The sequence below is a fragment of the Kiloniella litopenaei genome, from assembly GCF_000982415.1.
Taxonomy (GTDB): Bacteria; Pseudomonadota; Alphaproteobacteria; order Kiloniellales; family Kiloniellaceae; genus Kiloniella; species Kiloniella litopenaei.
Genome location: NZ_LANI01000020.1, coordinates 14889 through 35102, shown reverse-complemented (window position 1 = coordinate 35102; position 20214 = coordinate 14889). Strand labels below are relative to the sequence as shown.

Sequence of the window (20214 nt, the reverse complement as noted above, 5' to 3'; positions counted from 1 at the left end):
ATAAGATAGAAGCTTAAAGTTGCTCCAACGATTTAACAATCTTTTCGCACATCTGTTTTGCATCACCAAAAAGCATCATGGTGTTATCGCGGAAGAAAAGCTCGTTTTGAACACCTGCATACCCCGCCGACATGCCACGTTTGACGAACAGAACAGTCTGAGCCTGATCGACTTCCAAAATCGGCATCCCATAAATCGGAGATTTCGGGTCCGTCTTGGCCGCCGGGTTTGTGATGTCATTCGCCCCGATAACAAAAACAACGTCCGTGGATTTGAAATCACGGTTAATTTCATCCATCTCCAGGACTTCGTCATAAGGCACAGATGCTTCGGCCAACAACACGTTCATATGACCTGGCATACGGCCCGCAACGGGATGAATGGCATAACGAACATTGACACCATCCGCTTTGAGCAGATCAACCATCTCGCGCAGGGTGTGCTGTGCCTGAGCCACGGCCATTCCGTATCCCGGAACGATGACAACCGACCCTGCATTCTTCATTAGGAAAGCAGCATCGTCGCCAGAACCTGACTTGACCACACGATCATCATCGCCGCCGCTTCCCGCTGGACCGTCATCACCCTCGGCACCAAAACCACCAAGGATAACGCTGATGAACGAACGGTTCATAGCTTTACACATGATGTAACTCAGGATCGCACCAGAAGAGCCAACCAGCGCCCCGGTAATGATCAAGAGGTTGTTCTGTAGGGTAAAGCCGATACCACAGGCCGCCCAACCTGAATAGGAGTTCAGCATGGACACAACAACAGGCATATCGGCCCCTCCAATCGGCAAGATCAGCAAAAGCCCCAGTAACAGCGTCACTACGATTAATATCCAGAGATAGACAGGTTCCTGTGTTGCGCAAAGCAAGACAATAAGAACAACAACCAAGGCCCCAAGCGCAGCATTAAGCATGTGCTGCATTTTGAAAACCAGCGGTGCGCCAGAAACAAGGCCTTGCAGTTTGGCAAACGCAACCACAGATCCCGTAAAGGTAATGGCACCAACGGCGGTACCGATTGCCAACTCAATCAGGCTCGAGATCTGAATGTCGCCAACTCGTCCAATGCCATAGGCTTCAGGTTTGTAAAAGGTTGCCAAGGCAACACAAACCGCGGCAAGACCGACCAGACTATGAAAAGCAGCAACAAGCTGCGGCAAGGCCGTCATTTGAATACGCAGCGCGATAATAGTACCGATTGCACCACCAACAAGCAGCCCCAAAAGAATGGTGCCAAAGCTCATCACGCCAGGCGCCATAAGGGTCGTCCCGATGGCCAGAACCATACCGACGATACCAAAGACGTTACCCTGACGACTTGTTGTCGGGTGCGAAAGGCCACGCAATGCCATGATAAAGCATACCGAGGCGGCCAGATATAACAGAGCAGAAAGATCTGATGACATAAGAAGCTCCCCCTATTGCTTTTTCTTGAACATCTGAAGCATACGCTGCGCGACAATAAAGCCACCAAAGATGTTCACAGCTGCAAGTACTATGGCAATAAAGCCCATGATTTCACTAAAGCCCAAATCCGCAGGACCAGCGGCGATCAAAGCACCAACGATAATCACCGATGAAATAGCATTGGTCACTGCCATCAAGGGTGAATGCAGTGCAGGGGTAACATTCCAAACAACGTAGTATCCAACAAACACTGCCAAAACCAACACGGTCAGCCCCATAATGAACGGGGATCCCGCACTTTGTCCGGCAGTATCTACCGCGAGACGGCTGGCTTCTGATGCAAGGGATGCAACCTCGTCAGATAAGGCACGCGCTGAGTTAGCGACTTCAGTTGCCTTGTTGATAAATTCCTCACTAGACATCAGGCATTCCCCCCATCATTAGGTTCGGTTTTGGTCCCGGATTTACTTTCAGCGGACGTCACTGGTGCTTTTTTAGCTGACGCCGCTTTCCTGGGCGCAGCTTTACTAGCAGCGGCTGTTTTAGCCGTAGATTTTGCAGCTACTTTTTTAGCTACTGTTTTCTTGGCTGGAGCACGCTTCGCAGGCGTTTTTTTGGATGTTGCCGTTTTTGCAACTGCCGCCTTTGGCTCTGCTTTGGAAACCGTTTTCTTTTCAGCATGCGCAAGCGCGGGATGAACGATAGACCCTTCGTGCGTTACACAGGTGCCTTTGATAATCTCGTCATCCCAATCGATCTTCAAATCCTTGGCTTCTTTATCGAACATAAGCTCAAAGAAATTGACCACATTCTTGGCATAGAGCGACGAAGCATCTGTCGCCAAACGTCCGGGAACATTATGATACCCGACGATGGAGACCCCATCTTTTTCAACCACTTTTCCGGCAACAGACAGTTCACAGTTGCCCCCGGTTTCAACAGCCAAATCAACAATCACCGATCCCGGTTTCATTGATTTAACCATTTCTGCCGTAACGAGTACTGGTGCTGGGCGCCCCGGTATCAAGGCAGTGGTAATAACCATATCAACCTTGGCAATGGTCTCTGCAATCAAGGCTGCTTGTTTTGCCTTGTAGGCATCTGACATTTCTTTTGCGTAACCACCAGCAGTTTCAGCCTGTTTGAACTCATCGTCTTCCACGGCAACAAACTTGGCCCCAAGTGATTCAACCTGCTCTTTCGAAGCCGGACGTACATCCGTTGCAGACACCACAGCCCCAAGACGACGTGCCGTTGCAATGGCTTGCAGCCCTGCAACACCCGCCCCCATAACAAAAACCTTGGCCGGGGCAACAGTTCCAGCGGCGGTCATCATCATCGGAAATGCCCGATTGAATACAGCAGCACCATCCAGAACTGATTTATAACCAGCCAAGTTTGACTGACTGGACAAAACATCCATTGATTGTGCGCGGGTAATACGGGGGACAAAGTCCATCGCAAAGACCGTCAAGCCAGCTTTGGCGTAGGCGTCCAGTTCTTTTTCAGAACGATATGGGTCAGCGATAGAGACAACGACAGTACCTTTGGGCATAGCCTTGAGCTCGTCACCTTTGCCGCCAGCGATAGGTTTTAATACCTTTAGAACGGCCTTAGCATCCTTGTAGGTCGTCGTCGCATCTTTCCCAATGGTCGCGCCCGCATCCTTATAAGCCGTATCCGTGAAGCTGGCCGCAGCACCTGCCCCTTTTTCCACAAATACATCACACCCCAAAGCAACCAGTTTCTTCACTGTCTCTGGAGAAGCAGCGACCCGTGTTTCATTCGGGCGACGCTCCTTGGGAATAGCAATTTTCATATTTTCTCCCCACAAGAATTGTCATTGAATAGAAATATCCAACAAATTGTCATCTTTATTAAAAGGCAATTAAAATCAAAGCTGCAAGTGTGCACTGCACAAAAACATTCTAAAAACGCCAGAAACCGGGGAAAACACCTGTGCCAATTGGGAAATAATTCCAAATATAAATAACAATTTATTGCTGTTATATATAAAAAAGCCGATTCGCCTGTATACACAGGTGATTAATAACGCCTTATAACCCGGCCCTGTTAATGTGTCGGAATTGGAACATTAAATTGCTTCAGTGCTAGTATTTGCCTTTTCTGCAATTCTTCATAATCAAAATCAGAAATGAGATCATGGAACAATTGATGCCAGTTGATCTCTGCCTTCAAATGCATAAAGACAGATCCCAGACCAACAGCAGCCCGATCCATCAATACAAATTCTCTCGGTGGTTTTACGCCCCCCAAACGACGTAATTCCTGGTGAACTTTATTGGCGACTTCTGCGCCATAGGCGCCCCCTTTATAGTCATCAACAATGGTTCGTTTCCGATCCTGAAGCAAAGGACCATAAAGAAAATGCGCCCAGATATTCAGTGTATCCAACATTTCCCTGCTTTGGATTTTAAAGCCCCAGCTTTCATATGCTTGGACGGCAAGGTCTTCGTCATCCCGTTCTAACCCGAAATAGAGATCAATGACCCCTTTGACAAAAGAGGCATCAAAAACGCGGACACAGCCAAAGTCCAGCAAATTGACATCACCATTCTCACGAATGGAATAGTTGCCCAAATGCGGGTCACCATGAATAACGCCATATTTGTAAAAGGGAACATACCAGGCGCGAAACATATTCATCGCAACCTGGTTACACATTTCCAGATTGTTTTCATGGGATTTAATAAAATCCAGAAGCGGAACACCATCCAGCCAATTCATTGTAATCAGACGATTAGTTGTCAACTCAGGCACAGCGCTCGGTACACACACATGCTTTTCATTTGCCAACATCACCCCGTAAAGCCCCATGTTTTGCGCTTCACGTTGATAGTCCAGCTCTTCACGTAAACGGTCTGTTAGTTCCTGTAAAATATTGGAAGGATCAATCGCTTTGTCATAACGACGATAGATACCAAATAACAAAGCGAGCTGTTTCAAATCGGCTTCAACAGCTGAAATCATATCCGGATACTGTAGTTTACAGGCAAGCTCTTGCCCATCTAGGTCAATCGCGCGATGAACCTGCCCAAGCGAGGCAGCCGCGGTTGCCTCTTGATCGAAAGATTGAAACTTCTTCTGCCACCCCGCCCCAAGCTCGGTCTTCATGCGGCGCTTCACAAACAACCACCCCATGGACGGTGCATTTGACTGGAGCTGACGGAGTTCTTCAGCATATTCTTTAGGAAGCGCATCGGGGATAGTTGCCAGAATTTGCGCAGCCTTCATCAAGGGACCTTTCAGTCCCCCTAAAGCTTTCTTTAATTCAATTGAATGTTTCGCAGAATTAAGACCGGTCCCTAGAACACGGTTTCCAACGACCTGTGCTGCAAGGCCACCAACTGAGCTACCAACCTTGGCATAGCGTTTTAAGCGCCCGGACAACCGGGATCCTGAATCGCTTATATCCTGAATGTCTTCATCATCCTGCATTCTGCTGGTCTTTCCTGCTGTCTCTACAGTTTCTATAACTTTTAAAATACCAGATTTTTATATGGTATCAGATTATCAAAACTACCAACTCAATCTCACACCATCGAAAAACCAATAGATTTTGAGAAATTATCCCAATACCCATTTAAATCAGGCCTATCTTTGAGAAAAAATAGCAACTTCGTTCATATACCTTCCTGCGCGAAGGCATCAGCAGGATCAGTATTTGTGCTATCCTGTCATAATTAAGGATAGAGATTTTTTTCAGAATCATATTTTTGGGACCATATAATGAATAAAAGACTTTGGGTTCAGCAGGCTCTTAACAAGATCGAAGCGGATTATAATCGCTCTTCGGACACGCATCTCATCAAGCTGGATTTGCCGAGCTGTCTCGGCGTCGACTTGTATTTTAAAGACGAAAGCACACATCCGACTGGTAGCCTGAAACACCGTCTGGCCAGATCACTCTTTCTTTATGGCCTCTGTAACGGATGGATCGGGCCAGATACAACAATAATCGAGGCTTCATCAGGCAGTACTGCAATATCCGAAGCATACTTTTCCAGACTACTTAACCTCAGGTTCATTGCCGTTGTTCCCAAGACAACAGCCAGAAAAAAGCTTGCACAAATCGAATTTTACGGCGGGGAATGCCATCTGGTAGAGGCCAAAGACATCTACACCGAATCAGAACGTTTGGCGCGCGAGCTTAACGGGCACTACATGGATCAGTTCACCTATGCAGAGCGGGCGACCGACTGGCGAGGCAATAATAACATCGCTCAATCCCTGTTCTCCCAGATGGCACTCGAACCCCACCCCTGCCCGGAATGGATTGTTGCCAGTGCAGGGACAGGCGGCACATCGGCAACACTGGGTCGCTTTATTCGCTATGACCAATCCTGTACACACGAGACAAAGCTGTGTGTGGTCGATCCGGAAAATTCAGTCTTTTATGATTTTTACAAAACGGGCGATAAAAGCCTGAGTAGTTCAGGATCTCGGATTGAAGGCATTGGCCGCCCAAGGGTTGAGCTTTCGTTTGTCCCCAGCCTGGTGGACCGCATGATCCAAATTCCCGACGCGGCTTCTATTGCAGCGATCCACGTTCTGGAAAAATTACTCGGCCGGAAATGCGGCGCATCAACCGGAACAAATCTTTATGGTGCTTTTCTTCTGATGTCTGAAATGAAAGCCCGCAAAGAAAAAGGCAGCATCGTTACGCTAATCTGTGATTCAGGTGATCGTTATCTCGATACCAATTACAATCCTGAATGGCTTGATCACCATAAGATTGATCCAGCGCCTTATATCAAAAACCTGGAATCATTTCTTGAAACCGGCTCACTTACCCTGGACTAGGTTTCTACCAGCGTATTAAATCATTACCAGCCTCAAGAAATTCCTGTCTTGAGGCTGGTAAAACATTTCAAACCGATACTATTGCTCCATTGCTTCCAGCTGATCAATAAAGCCAGATACAACTTTAAGCCCTTGCTTCCAGAAATCCGGGTCACTTGCATCCAGCCCAAAGGGGGCCAGTAGCTCTTTGTGGCGTTTTGATCCTCCAGCCGATAGCATATCCAGATACTTCTCTGCAAAACCGTCTTCACTCTGCTGATAAACGGCATAAAGTGAATTCACCAGACAGTCACCAAATGCATAGGCATAGACGTAGAACGGTGCATGGATAAAGTGCGGCACATAAGACCAATAGGCCGCGTACTCATCCTCAAAACGAATAGCGGGTCCCAAGCTGGCTTTTTGAGTTTCCATCCAGATTTCGCCAAGTTGCTCGGGCAAGAGTTCCCCCTTGCGACGTTCGTCATGAACCCGTGTTTCAAACTGATGCATGGCAACCTGTCGCACGACGGTATTCAGCATATCTTCAACCTTGGACGCCAGCATAATCCGACGAGCCTTGGCATCCTCTTTCTTTTTCAAGACAGACTGGAAGGTAAGCATTTCCCCAAAAACAGAAGCGGTTTCCGCAAGCGTTAAGGGGGTATCGGCCATAAGCGGGCCCTGAACACCAGCCAACACCTGATGCACACCATGCCCCAGTTCATGTGCCAGAGTCATGACATCCCTTGTCCGCCCCTGATAGTTGACCAACAAATAAGGATGGGCACAGGGAACCGTTGGATGGGCAAAAGCACCCGGCGCTTTACCCGGACGAACAGGTGCATCAATCCAGGGGTTATCAAAAAACTTCTGCCCCACTTCGGCAAGCTTTGGCGAAAAACCTGCATAGGCTGTCAAAACAGTCTCGGTCGCATCGGACCAGCTAATCACATCATCGTCGTCATCCGGTAATGGCGCATTACGATCCCAATAAGGAAGCTGTTCAACTCCAAACCACTTTGCTTTCAGTTTGTAATAACGATGTGCCAGATCCTGATAAGAATCAGAAACGGAATTCACCAGCGCATCGACAACTTCGTCTTCGACCACATTGGCCAAGTTTCGGGAAGAAACAGGGCGAGAAAAACCGCGCCATTGATCTTCAACTTCTTTGTCTTTTGCCAGCGTGTTCGTAATATGCGCAAAAAGGCGCTGATTTTCACCTAACACCTTACCCAGTGATTGCGCAGCTTCCTTACGGGCTTTGGGGTCGCGATCACTCAACTTATTCAAAATCTGCGCGGAACTTAATTCTTCGCCCATATAGGGGAAACGAAGACTGGCCATTGTTTCATCAAACAATCGGACCCAGGCAGAACGGCCAGAAACACGTTTCTCGTGCAAAATCTTCTCGACATCATCAGAAAGCTGATAGTCCTTTTGTGCCCGTAAGTCTCTTAACCACGGCGCATATTTGGCAAGGGAACTATCGGTAATCTTCGATTGGAGATCACTGTCGTCCAGCTGGTTCAATTCCAAAGTAAAGAACAGGACATGAGACGAAATACCCGTGCTGCGCTCTTGCATGGATTGGAAAAACTTTCCAACTTCCGGATCGCTCATATTACCCGCGTAAACAAGATAGGCATAGCTCATCACTTTGCCCATAATCTCCTGCGTATTTTCAAAAGATGCAATTGCAGCGCAAAGGGCACCCCCGTCCAGAGAAGATAACTTCCCGGCATATTGATCATTAAAAGCGATCGCTGCTTTTTCGACAGAAACCAGATCGTTTTCCAATTCAGCTGAATCTGGCGCGGGGTAAAGATCCGTTAAATCCCAGGCAGGTAAAGTACCAAGCTTTTCATCAATAACTTCTTTTGGGTGAGCAGCTTCGGTCATAAAAATTCCTCTCATTCCGCAAACGCGGTCTTCAAATACAAACGTTGTCTCTATAAGTTAGGATCTAGAAATTGAAAACAAGGCGTGAATCGCCAATTATTACAATACATAATGATAAGAAATCACAAGAACAGGTAAAGGCCTAACAAGGATCATGGAACAAACTATTTCTCCCCCACATTACAAGAACCTTGTCAGTCTCTTTTACGCGCACGCGAAAGAGAAAAAAGAACAGCCTTTTCTTTGGTTCAAAGAAAACAAGCAATACTGGCCCATCAGCTGGGAAGAAACATCCCGGCGTATCACGGCAATGGCACGTAGCCTGAAAAAGTTGGGGCTTGAAAAAGGCGACCGCATTGTCCTTGTCGCAGAAAACAGGCCCGAATGGTTTATGGCCGACCTCGCCATTATGGCTGCCGGGGGCATATCCGTTCCTGCCTATACAACAAACACCCACGCCAACCATAAACATGTTCTTGATCATTCAGGCGCCGCCGGAATTATTGTTTCGACGACAGCACTTTGTAAAAAATCACTTCCCGCAGCACAACAGGCAGCAAGCTGTCAGTGGGCCATTACGATGGAGGCTATCGACAAAGATGATATAGACATCTTTGATTTTGGTGATGACGATACAGAAATAGCAATACATGATTGGGAACAGCTGATCGCCAAAGGAGATAATCTCACCGGCGATATCGAAATGGAGGCAGAGAAACTCACCCGGAAAGACGTTGCCTGCCTCATCTACACTTCTGGTACAGGCGGCCTGCCCAAAGGCGTTATGCTCAGTCACGGAGCCATTCTCTGTAACTGCGAAGGTGCCTGGGACGTTCTGTATCATCTTGGGTTGGGGGATGAGGTTTTCCTTTCTTTTCTTCCCCTTTCTCATGCTTACGAACATACAGCGGGACAATTTTTTCCTTTATTGCTGGGGGCCCAAATCTATTACGGCGAAGGCGCGGAACATCTGTTGCGTAATCTCGCCGAAGCTCGCCCGACCATCATGACCGCCGTCCCCAGGTTGTTTGAATCCATGCACAGCCGTATCACCCGGGGTCTGGAAAAGGAAAAACCACTTAAACGCAACCTTTTTTACAAAGCAGAAGCTTTGGGACGAAAGAAATACTATCAATCAGATAATCTGGGGTTGATCGAAAAACTACAGGATCACCTTTTGGAGAAACTGGTTCGTAACAAGCTTCGCCAGCGTTTCGGCGGACGATTAAAAGCCATGGTTTCCGGTGGTGCAGCCCTGAACGAAGATATCGGGCTGTTCTTTCACGCGCTTGGCCTGACAATCTTGCAAGGCTATGGACAGACCGAGGCCGCCCCAGTTATCGCGGTTAACAGACACGATAAAATAGACATGGCCACCGTTGGCCCCCAACTTCGGGGCGTTGAGATCAAAATTGCAGATGACGGCGAAATTCTGGCTTCCGGTGAGCTTTTGATGTCTGGATATTGGAATGATCAGAAATACACCGACGAAACCATCAAAGACGGTTGGCTTCATACTGGTGATATTGGCGAAATTGATCACCGGGGACGTCTGAAAATCACCGACCGTAAAAAGGATATCATCGTCCTGTCCGGAGGTGACAATGTTTCACCGGCCCGGGTTGAAGGCGAACTATCACGTCACCCCGCAATTCATCAAGCTATGGTATATGGAAACAAACGCCCTCATTTAACGGCGGTTATCGTGCCAGATAATGAATTTCTAGATCGTTGGGGAGAAGCCAACGGAATCGCGGCGGTTCTCGCCTCTGTATACGACAATGCTTCTTTAAAAGTCTCTATTGCAAAAGCTCTCGATCAAATCAACAAACACCTCTCTCCACTTGAAAAGGTACGCAAGTTTGTGATCGCCCGCGAGCCTTTTACCATCGATAATGAAATGATGACCCCAACGTTAAAGGTACGGCGTCATAAAGTGCTAGAGGTATATAAAGAAGAAATTGAAGCGCTCTACCCCAAAGTATCGAAATAGAACTTTCTTAAAAAAACGGCCCCAACATCTAGTCGGGGCCGTTTCACTTTGTAACATATCAACTTAAACAGTTAATCGTTCAAGCCACCAGAAACTTTATCTCCGCCTTGCGCATAGGCAATGCCGAGATCTTCCTGGCGAAGGGATTTCACCAGACCAATCATCATAAAGATCATGATAATTGAGAAGGGCAAAGCCGCAGCGATCGCCGCCGCTTGAAGAGCTTTCAACCCACCCGCCATTAAGAGCGCAGCAGCAACAAAGCCTTCGCCAAGTCCCCAGATCACGCGGTGAACAGTCGGTGGGTTTTCATGCCCAACGGACAGAAGCGTATTCACCACCAACGTACCGGAGTCAGAAGAGGTAATGAAGTAGGTTGCAATCAGAATGGTTGCAACAATTGCCGCAATTGATCCCATGAAACCGGCATTCATCTTCTCGATGGTGACATAAAGCGCAGAAGTTAAATCAGATTTAACAGCCTCGACAATACCGCCATCACCAAAAAGCTCAATGTGTAACGCCGTACCGCCAAATGCTGTTAACCAGACAGCACCAAGCAGTGTTGGCACCAGCAATACGCCCAAGATAAATTCACGAATTGTCCGCCCACGTGAAATGCGGGCAATAAACATACCCACAAATGGCGCCCATGACATCCACCAGCCCCAATAGAATGCTGTCCACCAGCCTTGCCACTGACTGGTTTCATCATTTGCATTGGTCCAGAGGCTCAATGGAATAACCTGCCCCACATAATCACCAATGTTCTGCAGGAATGATGCAAGAAGATAACGTGTTGGGCCAAAGGCTATAAAGAACGCCAGAATGACAATAGACAACCACAGGTTAACTTCGGACAATATCTTAACGCCTTTGCCAACACCGGAAACCACAGAAACAGTGGCCAAACCGGAAATAATGGCAATCAACACCATCATCGCAGCCAACGCAGGTTCGGTTTTCGTAACACCATCCGTTACGGTTTCCGTTACCCAGAATCCCCAGCCTGTAATTTCATACAGACCCGTCGCCATTTGCTGCACACCAAGCCCAAGAGACGTCGCCACACCAAAGACTGTACCATACACAGCCAATAGATCAGCAAGATGCCCAAGAGGGCCGTAAATCTTGTCTCCGATAAGCGGATAAAGCGATGAACGGATTGTCAATGGCAGGTCTTTACGATAGGCAAAGTACGCCAATGCAAGAGCAACAATCACGTATATTGCCCAAGGATGTAACCCCCAGTGGAACAGAGTGAGACGCATGGCGACTTGTGCCGCTTCTGCTGTTTGCGATGCATCCTCTGCTATGAATGGGTTAGACTGGAAGTGGTAAATTGGCTCTGCAATTGACCAGAAGACAAGCCCGATCCCCATACCTGCGCCAAACAGCATTGCGAACCAGGAAAAATAACTGAATTCCGGCCTGTCAGTATCTTTACCTAAACGAAGATTACCGTACCGACTGAACAGCAACCAAATCACAAAGAACAAGAAAGACGCAACAATTCCCAAGTAGTACCATTTCATGGTGCCAACCAGGAAATTATTAATTCCTGTAAAAAAATCACCTACGCCTTCGGTAGCGACAAACGCCATAATTACCAAGGCGAAGACAAGAAACTTCGACCATATTGCCATGGTCGGATTCAAACCTTTTAGAAAGCCTGATTTTGCTCTCATATTTAATCCTCCCTGAATAAGCCCGAATTGGGCCGAGGATATAATGGGAAAGCTAAAATCCTTTTCATGGTTATAAACGACCATTTAATAAAGGATTTTGGAACAAAAATGCCTTCGCATTTAGTTTCAGATTGATTAAAGATTGAAAAACCCAAACAGCTAACAAGCTAAAAACATAAATAAAAACAACAACAAAGATGTTTTCCAAATCAATGAAAATGAAATTTCCCTAACTGGAAAATTGTTTATTTATGACATTTCTATTAACGACTATTTTTATCTAAATTTGTATTTTTTTCATTCCTGGGCAAAGCCAACTTCCAACCTCGCACTTGACATGATAGAGAGAAAACACAAATATGAGTGATCGCTCACTTATTTATTATGCATAAAAAAACAAAGTTAGTTTATATCCCCGAAACAATTCGGCACTATACGGCAAAAGACTGATAGAGATGCGGAGTATCAAGGATGTCACCAGAAGATCAGATCAAAGAAGACAAAGCTTTGGATGACCAAAATCCTGAGAAACAGGCGGGTGGCGAAAACCTTTTGCATCTGTTGCAAAGCAAACGCTTTCTACCCCTTTTCCTCACCCAGGCACTGGGGGCATTAAACGATAACGTCTTTAAAAATGCCCTTGTCGCTTTGATCGTTTTTAAGATGGTTCATCTTTCTCCGGATGATGCCAAGGCAATGGTTACACAGGCTGCGGGTATCTTTATTCTCCCCTTTTTCCTTTTCTCGGCGATCGCCGGTCAAATCGCGGATAAGTTTGAAAAGTCGCGCTTGATCCGCCTGACGAAGTATCTCGAAATAATCATTATGGGGCTTGCCAGCTATGGCTTCCTGACGAACGCCCCAACTTACCTGATGGTCGTGTTGTTTTTGATGGGAACACAGTCAGCCTTCTTTGGTCCCCTCAAGTACAGCATTCTTCCCGATCATATGCGGGATGAAGAGCTCATCGGCGCAAACGGGCTTGTCGAAGCGGGAACCTTCTTATCCATTTTGATTGGCACAATCATCGGCGGCATTGTTATTTTAACAGAAGATGGTTTGACCACTGTCTCTCTCCTTATCATAGCTTTGTCCCTTATCGGCCTTGCCACAAGCTACTTCATCCCCAGAGCCGAAGCGTCTGAACCGTCCCTGAAAATCAACCCCAACTTTCTGGCGGAAACCTATAATCTGGTCAAACACAGCGCAGGCAATCGACCTGTGTTTCTCTCTATCCTTGGCATTTCCTGGTTCTGGCTATTTGGCGCAACTTTCCTTGCCCTGTTCGCGCCATTTGCAAAAGATATCATCGGTGGAAACGAACGGGTAAATGTTCTCTTTCTTACGATGTTTTCTGTCGGAATCGCTCTCGGGTCGCTGATATGTAACAAATTGCTCAAGGGTGAAATTACAGCACGTTATGTTCCTTTTGGCGCTCTGGGTCTATCCCTTTTCAGCTTTGATCTTTACCTCGCATCTAATACCATCACACCGGCATCATCCTCGTTGATTGGCCTCACGGAATACTTTCAACGTCCCGAGCTTATCAGGGTTTTGATCGATCTTCTGCTTATCTCTATCAGCGGCGGCCTCTACATCGTACCTCTTTACGCCATCCTTCAGCATGAAAGCAGCGACAGTCACCGGGCAAGAAACGTTGCCAGTAACAATATCCTCAACTCCCTGTTTATGGTTGTCTCGGCTATCGGAGCAATGGGGCTGTTCAAGCTTGGCTTTACCATTCCCGAAGTATTCCTGAGCATTGGGGTACTTAATCTGTTTGTTGCCCTCTATGTCTGTAAACTGCTGCCCGAGGTACCGACAAAACTTTTCTTCCGGCTCATCCTGAGAATCTGTTTTCGTGTGGAAGTCAGAGGGGAAGAAAACCTCGAAGATCTTGGCCCGAAAGCCGTTATTGTCATCAACCATGTTTCCTTTCTTGATGGCGTCCTCTTGGCGGCTTTCCTGCCCGGTCGTCCCACCTTTGCCATAGACACCTATGTGGCGCAGCGCTGGTGGGTGAAACCTTTCCTCTCCGTCGTTGATTCCTACCCGATTGACCCGACCAATCCCATGGCCACAAAAACCATGATTAATGTGGTTAAATCCGGCAAGCGCTGTGTGATCTTTCCCGAAGGCCGCATTACCGTTACCGGGGGCATGATGAAAATCTTCGAAGGCCCCGGCATGATTGCGGATCACGCTGATGCGCCTTTGTTGCCCGTCAATATCGAAGGGGCGCAATACACCCCCTTCTCGCGCCTGAAAGGTAAAATACGCCAACGCTGGTTTCCCAAGGTAATCATCACCATTCACCCACCGAAAAAGCTTCGTCTCAGCGACGATATCCGTGGCAGAGAACGTCGGTCAGCGATCAGCATAGGCCTGCATGATCTGATGAGTGAGACAGCTTTCAGTTCGTGCCCGCCCGAAGGTGGCCTGTTTAAAAATCTACTGGATGCCCGCGACATTCACGGCGGAGACGCCGCAGTTGTCGAAGACATTCAACGCGCGCCGCTTTCCTACAACAAGCTCATAACATCCAGTTTTGTTCTCGGTGACAAGTTTGCCAGCTTCACAAAACCGCAAGAGATTGTTGGCCTCTTGCTTCCCAACTCGTCAGCGGCGGCGGTGTCCTTCTTTGCCCTACAGGCAATCGGGCGCGTTAGTGCCATGCTCAACTTCACCATGGGCGAAAAGAACCTCTTGTCCTGTTGTAAAACAGCCGAGATCAAAACCATCATCACATCCCGCAAGTTTATCGAACTGGGACGTCTTGAAGAGCTCGCCGATGCGCTGGGCCGTGAGTACAAGATTATCTATCTCGAAGACCTCAAAAAAGAAGTCTCTCTCGGGAACAAGCTTTGCGGCTGGGTGAAAAATCACTTTGCCAGATCGTTCCACAGTAAATCAGCACCAGAGAATGACGATGCGGCTGTCGTTCTTTTCACATCTGGCTCAGAGGGCGTGCCAAAGGGGGTTATGCTCAGTCACAACAACCTTCTGTCCAACAGAAGCCAGCTTGCTGCCGTGGTCGATTTCAACTCGACGGACACGGTTTTCAATGCCCTGCCCATTTTCCACTCATTTGGCTTAACGGGCGGCCTTTTGCTGCCTATTCTCTCTGGCATTAAAACCTTTCTCTATCCGTCACCGCTCCACTACCGCATTGTTCCCGCCCTTGTCTACGATACCAATGCGACCATTGTCTTTGGCACGGACACCTTCCTGACAGGCTATGCCCGCGTTGCCCATCCTTACGACTTCTATTCGGTCCGACATATCTTTGCCGGGGCTGAAAAGGTCAAGGACAGCACCCGGAAAACATGGTCAGAGAAGTTCGGCCTGAGAATTCTCGAAGGCTATGGCGCGACAGAGACTTCGCCAGTTCTGTCCACCAATACGCCATTGCAGTACAAAGCAGGCACCGTCGGGCGTTTCCTGCCCGGTATTGAAAGCAGGCTGGAACCTGTACCCGGTATCCCCACAGGCGGACGCCTGTTTGTCAAAGGCCCCAACATCATGAAGGGATACCTGCGCGCCGAAGCCCCCGGGCAGCTTCAACCACCCGAAGACGGCTGGTACGATACCGGAGACATTGTAGTCATGGATATTGATGGTTTTGTCTCCATTCAGGGCCGCGCCAAACGCTTCGCCAAGATCGCGGGCGAGATGGTTTCCCTGACCGCTGCAGAAGACCTCGCAGGCAAAATCTGGCCCGGTTTTATGCACGCGGTCATCGCCCGCCCGGACGTCAAAAAAGGCGAGCAACTCATCCTCGCCACAGAATGCCCCGACGCCACCCGCGCCCTTCTGCTAAAAGAAGCGCAGGAACAAGGCATCAGCGAACTGATGATCCCCCGCGAAATCGAAATTATGGATAAAATCCCCGTCCTCGGCACAGGAAAAACTGATTACCAGACACTCCAGAAGGAGCTGGTGCCTGAGGAGGTTTGAGCTAAAAACCCTCCATGAGGAGTGAAAAACACCTAAACTATATGGGGGGGGACAGTTTAATAATTATCAGGATTGAGCAAAATTTTGAAATACAATGAGTATCTCTGATAAATTATTAGGACCACCATAACCTCGGAATTGTTTATCAATCACCAAGCAATGAATCCAATCATTATCTGTCCGTTCAGTTTGCACAGCAATCATTGACTGATTACCCAACGCAGTCGATGTAAGATCGATAGAAACACGCCATCCAGGGTTATCCAGTGTGTCAATTCGGACACCGTAAGAATGCTCCCATTCATCGTCACACTGACGTACATACCAATCTTGTATCCATAATAAAACGTCTTGAGAAGTTACCATGTCAAAATGATCTCAGTCGATAATCTTTTTAGTCAAAACTATGAGCAAAACTAACAACCGAATGAATTTTTGCTCCTACCAGCGTGAACATTTTCCCCATACCAAATTTGTGCAAGAGGCTGATGTTTAGCATTCGTCAACGGGGAAAATATTTCTTCAACTTCTCCCGAAAATTTTATACTTGGTTCATTCCCTAGAGATGGAAACAATGAAGTTATCACGGCACGTGTAATAAGGTCTTTATTTTCTTGAGTAATTGTTGATGGATCAGGGGCAATAGGTACATCAAAAATACCAATACTCAGAATCATTTTCTTGGATTTGTTAAATGAATACTGAAGGACTAGATCTTTGTTACCTTCTTTTGCATTCTCTTTTAAATACTCAAATAAATCTAATTTGGTAGGAAGCCACGTTTTCAGTAATTTCTCTCCAGTAACGAGGGCATATCGATAAGAATTATCCCAAAAAACTAATCCTATATTAATTTTTTGCCTTGTATAAATTATCTCAATGCCACTTAATTCGCTAAATTTATTAAATAATTCTTTGGCATAAATTACATCTTTGCTTTCACCATCTAAAAAAACTCTAAGCTTGGTTGTATCCCATCGAGAAAGAAGCTCTTCTTCATTACTAAAAGCAATACGCTTGAACTCGCGACAATACTCTTCTTTTGATATGTCGTTTGTAGTACCAGAATCTGCATGAGTTCTTAGCGGAACAGCCAAAAAGCTCATAACAATCATAAATAAATAACTATAACCGATATTTTTCAAAGAACTTCACCGCTTAAACCAGAAGAAAGAACTCACGTATAACGTGTAATCTCAAATGTATGACACAACAACATTTAGGAGACAATTAGGATTTCGGCTCCGAAGAACTACAACAATCAGTAAAAAACTTAAAATTACTCTATACAAATTTCACAAAAAAACCCGCCGATTGGCGGGTTTCTTCATTTATTGGTATCGATCACACTACACCATGCCAAGAGCGTGCTTATAAACGTCGATAAGCTCTTCCTGCTCCATGCGTTCTTGCTGTTCCAGTTTGCGGAGCGAGACGATCTTGCGCATGATTTTGGTATCGAAGCCTTATGTACACCTTTTTCAACTGTAGCACCCACTTTAAAAAGGCCTTCTTTTCAACGAAAATATTCTACATATACACCTACAATAAATTGTAGCGTTCTTTCTCATGGTGAGACAAAAGTACGCCATACTCAAATATTGTAAAATTTATCAACTTAACCACTTACCGACTGATGTTGGATCCGTCCCTATAAAGTGGATGACCTGAGCCCTGATTGCAGATACCTCTCTATCAGGATCACGGGTTGTGCGAGAACTGACCTGAGCCCTGAAGATTCCTCCATATTAATGTAGAGTCCTTCCAACTTTTGGAGGGATTACCGTACCTCCAGTGAGCTGCGTAAAGCGGGTGTCTTTGTGTCGCCCCCACACGACTCTTGATAAGCAAACGCCAGCCGAAGTATATTTCGGCAGTAAAGAATTGAAGAAAGCGGCATGATAATTAAACTAGATACACCTTAACTCAGCCGCAAACCTGTTCGGAAACAAGGATCACTTCAGCCTTTTTCTTCAAGTTCCTGGCATTGACGCATATTTTCGAGATAACGCCTTACCACCGGAATCTCAACTCGCCTTGAATCATCCATAAGACCCATATTAGGTTCAATATTCTTACACTTTTTTCTAAGATTCTCACGAATTTTTGATGCTTTACTCACTTATTTTACTCCCTTAGTGAAGATAATAATAACAGGCATAACCGCCACGTATCCCAAGAAATTATTTATGAATTTTATTATGAGTTCAAACTTTTCTGTGACAATTCCCAAACTAAACCACTTACCGACTGATGTCGGAAGGTTTACGTGAGGAGTGTAACTCCAGATATTGCAAGACCACATCATCGGTAACATTCCCGCTTGTTGTTGAGAAGTATCCCTGAGCCAGAAACGTCGTCCCCAATATCGTTTTCCAAGTTCAGGGTACTCCACCTGGATTTTGCGTGATGAACGCCCCTTAATCCGCCGCATTACATTTGGCAGAGATAGATGTGGCGGGATCGACAGAAACATATGGACATGATCCGTAGAGAGAACGCCTTTGACGATACTCACGCCCATTTCTTCACAGCTTTGTCGGATAATAGCACGTAAGCGCTCGCGCATCTCTCCACGTAAAACCTTGAAACGATACCTGGTAACCCACACAACGTAAAAGCGGTGGTAAAAAGTGGTATGACTACCTGTACAATAGGACATGAAGCGTTCTCCCGAATTGGTTTTCACCCCGGATGGATGAGCCAATTCGGGAGAAGGCTTCATCTAAGACATACAAAAATTCAAGCTAAAGCTGACCGACTAAAAGTCGGTGGATTTAAACCAAATTTTTGATATTAAAATATGGAATTTACTTAAGAATTATAGCCAGGAGCCAAATCAACGCTCTCCACACCATACAAAGCAGCCCTATTCCGTAGCCATAAATGATGCTGACGATGATCCAAAATATGCCCTTCTGAACAATCAACATTCCACCTTTGAAGAGCATACCCAGCCACTGCAGCTCTTAGGTTAACTGAAAGCACACCATTTTCCATACCAAAATCAAGTGTTGTTGTATCAGGATATTTAAGATTTGGATGAGGTACAATTTCTAATTGAACAATTCTATTCCATTGGATGTCTTGCTCTTTTAATTCAGCCTCTTCAACCACTCCCTCTACTAATTTGGGCTTAGTGATTCTTGTCAAAACAAAATCCGTAAACCTGCCCCGCTTCCTATCAAATGCTCTAATATGCCAACGGAAGCCGTTATCAACCAAAGCGAACGGCGCTATCACTCGCCTACTCTTTCCGCTTGAGTGAGAACAATAATTGACTTCTACAAGCTCATTATTGTGTATTGCCCTTGAGATAACAGCAATTGTATCAACTTTAGGCTGATTAAGTTGTATAGGGGTTTCACAAGTAATCAAGGAACGCCCAACACCTGGGTAATCATCACCCAAACCTTTAGACAACCCAGAGAGCACTTGTAGCGAATTATGCTCAAAAACAGGTATGAATGAGTAGCCTATTTCGTATATTTTATTTCGAGAATTGTATTCAATATTTTCCGGTCTAAGAGCTTTATATTGAGAAATATCCCGTGTTGCAGCTGCTTCCTTAATACCGAAGCGATCAATTAAGTCTGATCTTTTCAACTCACCATAAAAATAGAGCCTAAATTCTACAAAAAACAGCCGCTCTTTTTGCTGCTGGCTTATATCAACTAGCATGTTTTCCTCCCTAGTCTTTTCAGACATATAGCGCATAGAATCGGATAGCAAATACTTTTTATCTATTGACATCATCATTTTGATGAGTAATAGTAATTATATTGATTGTGTATAAGCGAACAAAAGCAATGCGACGCAACAGAGGTAGACTTACTAATGAGAGATTTTGTGGCAACCCAAACACAATAGAAGTTCACAACCTGGATAACGAAAAGACATCCTGTCAGATCGATAAAATTATTGATGCAGGACATGAGGTCCCCTTCAACTCTCTCTCAACAGCCCATTCAATGGGCTATGATAATTGTCATTGGTGCATTGGTGATTCAACACGTTAAATTTGAAAGGAATATATAACATGGCAACAAACCCTCCTTCCGGTGATGGTCGTCGAAATGGCGCAGTCAGAGACCGATCACAAACAAAAACCCCTTCTGGTCATTTCGTAAAACGAGATAGCAAAACCGGAAAATTCATGGATGTTAAAACATCCAGTAAAACTCCATTTAAAGGAGTCAGGAAAGAAAAGTAACTGAGTTTGAGGCCTAATTGCCTATCTATAGTAAAATTGAAGTAAACCAAGGTCAGAGCAATTTTGCCTCAAACATTCTTTAGTTCATGAGTACATTTTTAACAAATTTAACTTGGTTATAAAGTTTTAACGAACAGTATTCTCTTCAACCACTTGAAAAGATATACACCATTATCATTTCAATACACTTAAACGTGACAAGTTCAATCTCATCAGTTCTAAAACATCATATTTTCT

15 protein-coding genes and 1 pseudogene are annotated in these 20214 nt (G+C 45.9%); 4 read left to right on the top strand and 12 right to left on the bottom strand.

Annotated features, from left to right (window positions below):
• Nucleotides 1–13: 13 nt before the first annotated feature.
• The 4 genes from WH95_RS13605 to WH95_RS13590 form a co-directional block, all read right to left on the bottom strand.
• Entirely contained in the window at nucleotides 14–1417 is a 1404-nt protein-coding gene (locus WH95_RS13605; protein ID WP_046508208.1) for an NAD(P)(+) transhydrogenase (Re/Si-specific) subunit beta, read from the bottom strand.
• A gap of 12 nt (nucleotides 1418–1429) precedes the next feature.
• The gene (locus WH95_RS13600) at nucleotides 1430–1840 is read right to left on the bottom strand and encodes an NAD(P) transhydrogenase subunit alpha (RefSeq protein ID WP_046508207.1); all 411 of its coding nucleotides are present in this window, start codon (nucleotides 1838–1840) and stop codon (nucleotides 1430–1432) included.
• The gene (locus WH95_RS13595) at nucleotides 1840–3237 is read right to left on the bottom strand and encodes a Re/Si-specific NAD(P)(+) transhydrogenase subunit alpha (RefSeq protein WP_046508205.1); all 1398 of its coding nucleotides are present in this window, start codon (nucleotides 3235–3237) and stop codon (nucleotides 1840–1842) included. The genes WH95_RS13600 and WH95_RS13595 overlap by 1 nt, the downstream gene beginning before the upstream one ends.
• A gap of 254 nt (nucleotides 3238–3491) precedes the next feature.
• The gene (locus tag WH95_RS13590; protein WP_046508204.1) at nucleotides 3492–4877 is read right to left on the bottom strand and encodes an ABC1 kinase family protein; all 1386 of its coding nucleotides are present in this window, start codon (nucleotides 4875–4877) and stop codon (nucleotides 3492–3494) included.
• A 291-nt stretch (nucleotides 4878–5168) separates the two neighbouring features.
• On the opposite strand from WH95_RS13590, the gene WH95_RS13585 reads away from it, so the two are divergent.
• Entirely contained in the window at nucleotides 5169–6242 is a 1074-nt protein-coding gene (locus tag WH95_RS13585) for a PLP-dependent cysteine synthase family protein (RefSeq protein WP_046508202.1), read from the top strand.
• Between the two features lie 78 nt (nucleotides 6243–6320).
• Here the strand turns inward: WH95_RS13585 and WH95_RS13580 are convergent, their stop codons facing one another.
• On the bottom strand, nucleotides 6321–8126 hold the full coding sequence (locus WH95_RS13580; RefSeq protein ID WP_046508200.1) for a M3 family oligoendopeptidase: 1806 nt from the start codon (nucleotides 8124–8126) through the stop codon (nucleotides 6321–6323).
• A gap of 154 nt (nucleotides 8127–8280) precedes the next feature.
• On the opposite strand from WH95_RS13580, the gene WH95_RS13575 reads away from it, so the two are divergent.
• The gene (locus WH95_RS13575; RefSeq protein ID WP_046508198.1) at nucleotides 8281–10119 is read left to right on the top strand and encodes an AMP-dependent synthetase/ligase; all 1839 of its coding nucleotides are present in this window, start codon (nucleotides 8281–8283) and stop codon (nucleotides 10117–10119) included.
• A 71-nt stretch (nucleotides 10120–10190) separates the two neighbouring features.
• On the opposite strand, the gene WH95_RS13570 is transcribed toward WH95_RS13575, so the two are convergent.
• Nucleotides 10191–11807 (bottom strand): BCCT family transporter, encoded by a 1617-nt coding sequence (locus tag WH95_RS13570; protein WP_046508197.1) that lies wholly within the window; start codon nucleotides 11805–11807, stop codon nucleotides 10191–10193.
• 471 nt (nucleotides 11808–12278) lie between these two features.
• On the opposite strand from WH95_RS13570, the gene WH95_RS13565 reads away from it, so the two are divergent.
• Nucleotides 12279–15764, top strand: a complete 3486-nt coding sequence (locus WH95_RS13565) for an acyl-[ACP]--phospholipid O-acyltransferase (RefSeq protein WP_204247790.1) — start codon at nucleotides 12279–12281, stop codon at nucleotides 15762–15764.
• 66 nt (nucleotides 15765–15830) lie between these two features.
• Here the strand turns inward: WH95_RS13565 and WH95_RS13560 are convergent, their stop codons facing one another.
• From WH95_RS13560 to WH95_RS13540, 6 genes and pseudogenes are all read right to left on the bottom strand, one after another.
• Complete coding sequence (locus tag WH95_RS13560; RefSeq protein ID WP_046508195.1) at nucleotides 15831–16130, bottom strand: immunity 53 family protein; 300 nt, start codon at nucleotides 16128–16130, stop codon at nucleotides 15831–15833.
• 50 nt (nucleotides 16131–16180) lie between these two features.
• Complete coding sequence (locus tag WH95_RS13555; RefSeq protein WP_157845971.1) at nucleotides 16181–16909, bottom strand: hypothetical protein; 729 nt, start codon at nucleotides 16907–16909, stop codon at nucleotides 16181–16183.
• 204 nt (nucleotides 16910–17113) lie between these two features.
• Nucleotides 17114–17218: pseudogene (locus WH95_RS20995) on the bottom strand (GapR family DNA-binding domain-containing protein); the annotation flags it as partial.
• A gap of 506 nt (nucleotides 17219–17724) precedes the next feature.
• Nucleotides 17725–17886 (bottom strand): hypothetical protein, encoded by a 162-nt coding sequence (locus WH95_RS21290; RefSeq protein ID WP_157845970.1) that lies wholly within the window; start codon nucleotides 17884–17886, stop codon nucleotides 17725–17727.
• A complete protein-coding gene (tnpA, locus tag WH95_RS13545; RefSeq protein WP_245622975.1) occupies nucleotides 17887–18426 on the bottom strand; it encodes an IS200/IS605 family transposase in 540 nt (179 codons plus the stop codon). It lies immediately after the preceding gene.
• Between the two features lie 152 nt (nucleotides 18427–18578).
• Nucleotides 18579–19445 carry a WYL domain-containing protein gene (locus WH95_RS13540; RefSeq protein ID WP_046508374.1) on the bottom strand — a complete coding sequence of 289 codons (867 nt, stop codon included), beginning with the start codon at nucleotides 19443–19445 and terminating at the stop codon, nucleotides 18579–18581.
• A gap of 358 nt (nucleotides 19446–19803) precedes the next feature.
• Between WH95_RS13540 and WH95_RS21525 the strand changes: the two genes are divergently transcribed.
• Nucleotides 19804–19977, top strand: a complete 174-nt coding sequence (locus tag WH95_RS21525; RefSeq protein ID WP_204247789.1) for a hypothetical protein — start codon at nucleotides 19804–19806, stop codon at nucleotides 19975–19977.
• Nucleotides 19978–20214: the final 237 nt, after the last annotated feature.

What these genes read in the sequence shown, in the direction of transcription:
- WH95_RS13605 (WP_046508208.1), bottom strand. Translation starts at nt 1,417, where the DNA reads ATGTCATCAGATCTTTCTGCTCTGTTATATCTGGCCGCCTCGGTATGC.
- WH95_RS13600 (WP_046508207.1), bottom strand. Translation starts at nt 1,840, where the DNA reads ATGTCTAGTGAGGAATTTATCAACAAGGCAACTGAAGTCGCTAACTCA.
- WH95_RS13595 (WP_046508205.1), bottom strand. Translation starts at nt 3,237, where the DNA reads ATGAAAATTGCTATTCCCAAGGAGCGTCGCCCGAATGAAACACGGGTC.
- WH95_RS13590 (WP_046508204.1), bottom strand. Translation starts at nt 4,877, where the DNA reads ATGCAGGATGATGAAGACATTCAGGATATAAGCGATTCAGGATCCCGG.
- WH95_RS13585 (WP_046508202.1), top strand. Translation starts at nt 5,169, where the DNA reads ATGAATAAAAGACTTTGGGTTCAGCAGGCTCTTAACAAGATCGAAGCG.
- WH95_RS13580 (WP_046508200.1), bottom strand. Translation starts at nt 8,126, where the DNA reads ATGACCGAAGCTGCTCACCCAAAAGAAGTTATTGATGAAAAGCTTGGT.
- WH95_RS13575 (WP_046508198.1), top strand. Translation starts at nt 8,281, where the DNA reads ATGGAACAAACTATTTCTCCCCCACATTACAAGAACCTTGTCAGTCTC.
- WH95_RS13570 (WP_046508197.1), bottom strand. Translation starts at nt 11,807, where the DNA reads ATGAGAGCAAAATCAGGCTTTCTAAAAGGTTTGAATCCGACCATGGCA.
- WH95_RS13565 (WP_204247790.1), top strand. Translation starts at nt 12,279, where the DNA reads ATGTCACCAGAAGATCAGATCAAAGAAGACAAAGCTTTGGATGACCAA.
- WH95_RS13560 (WP_046508195.1), bottom strand. Translation starts at nt 16,130, where the DNA reads ATGGTAACTTCTCAAGACGTTTTATTATGGATACAAGATTGGTATGTA.
- tnpA (WP_245622975.1), bottom strand. Translation starts at nt 18,426, where the DNA reads ATGTCCTATTGTACAGGTAGTCATACCACTTTTTACCACCGCTTTTAC.
- WH95_RS13540 (WP_046508374.1), bottom strand. Translation starts at nt 19,445, where the DNA reads ATGCTAGTTGATATAAGCCAGCAGCAAAAAGAGCGGCTGTTTTTTGTA.
- WH95_RS21525 (WP_204247789.1), top strand. Translation starts at nt 19,804, where the DNA reads ATGGCAACAAACCCTCCTTCCGGTGATGGTCGTCGAAATGGCGCAGTC.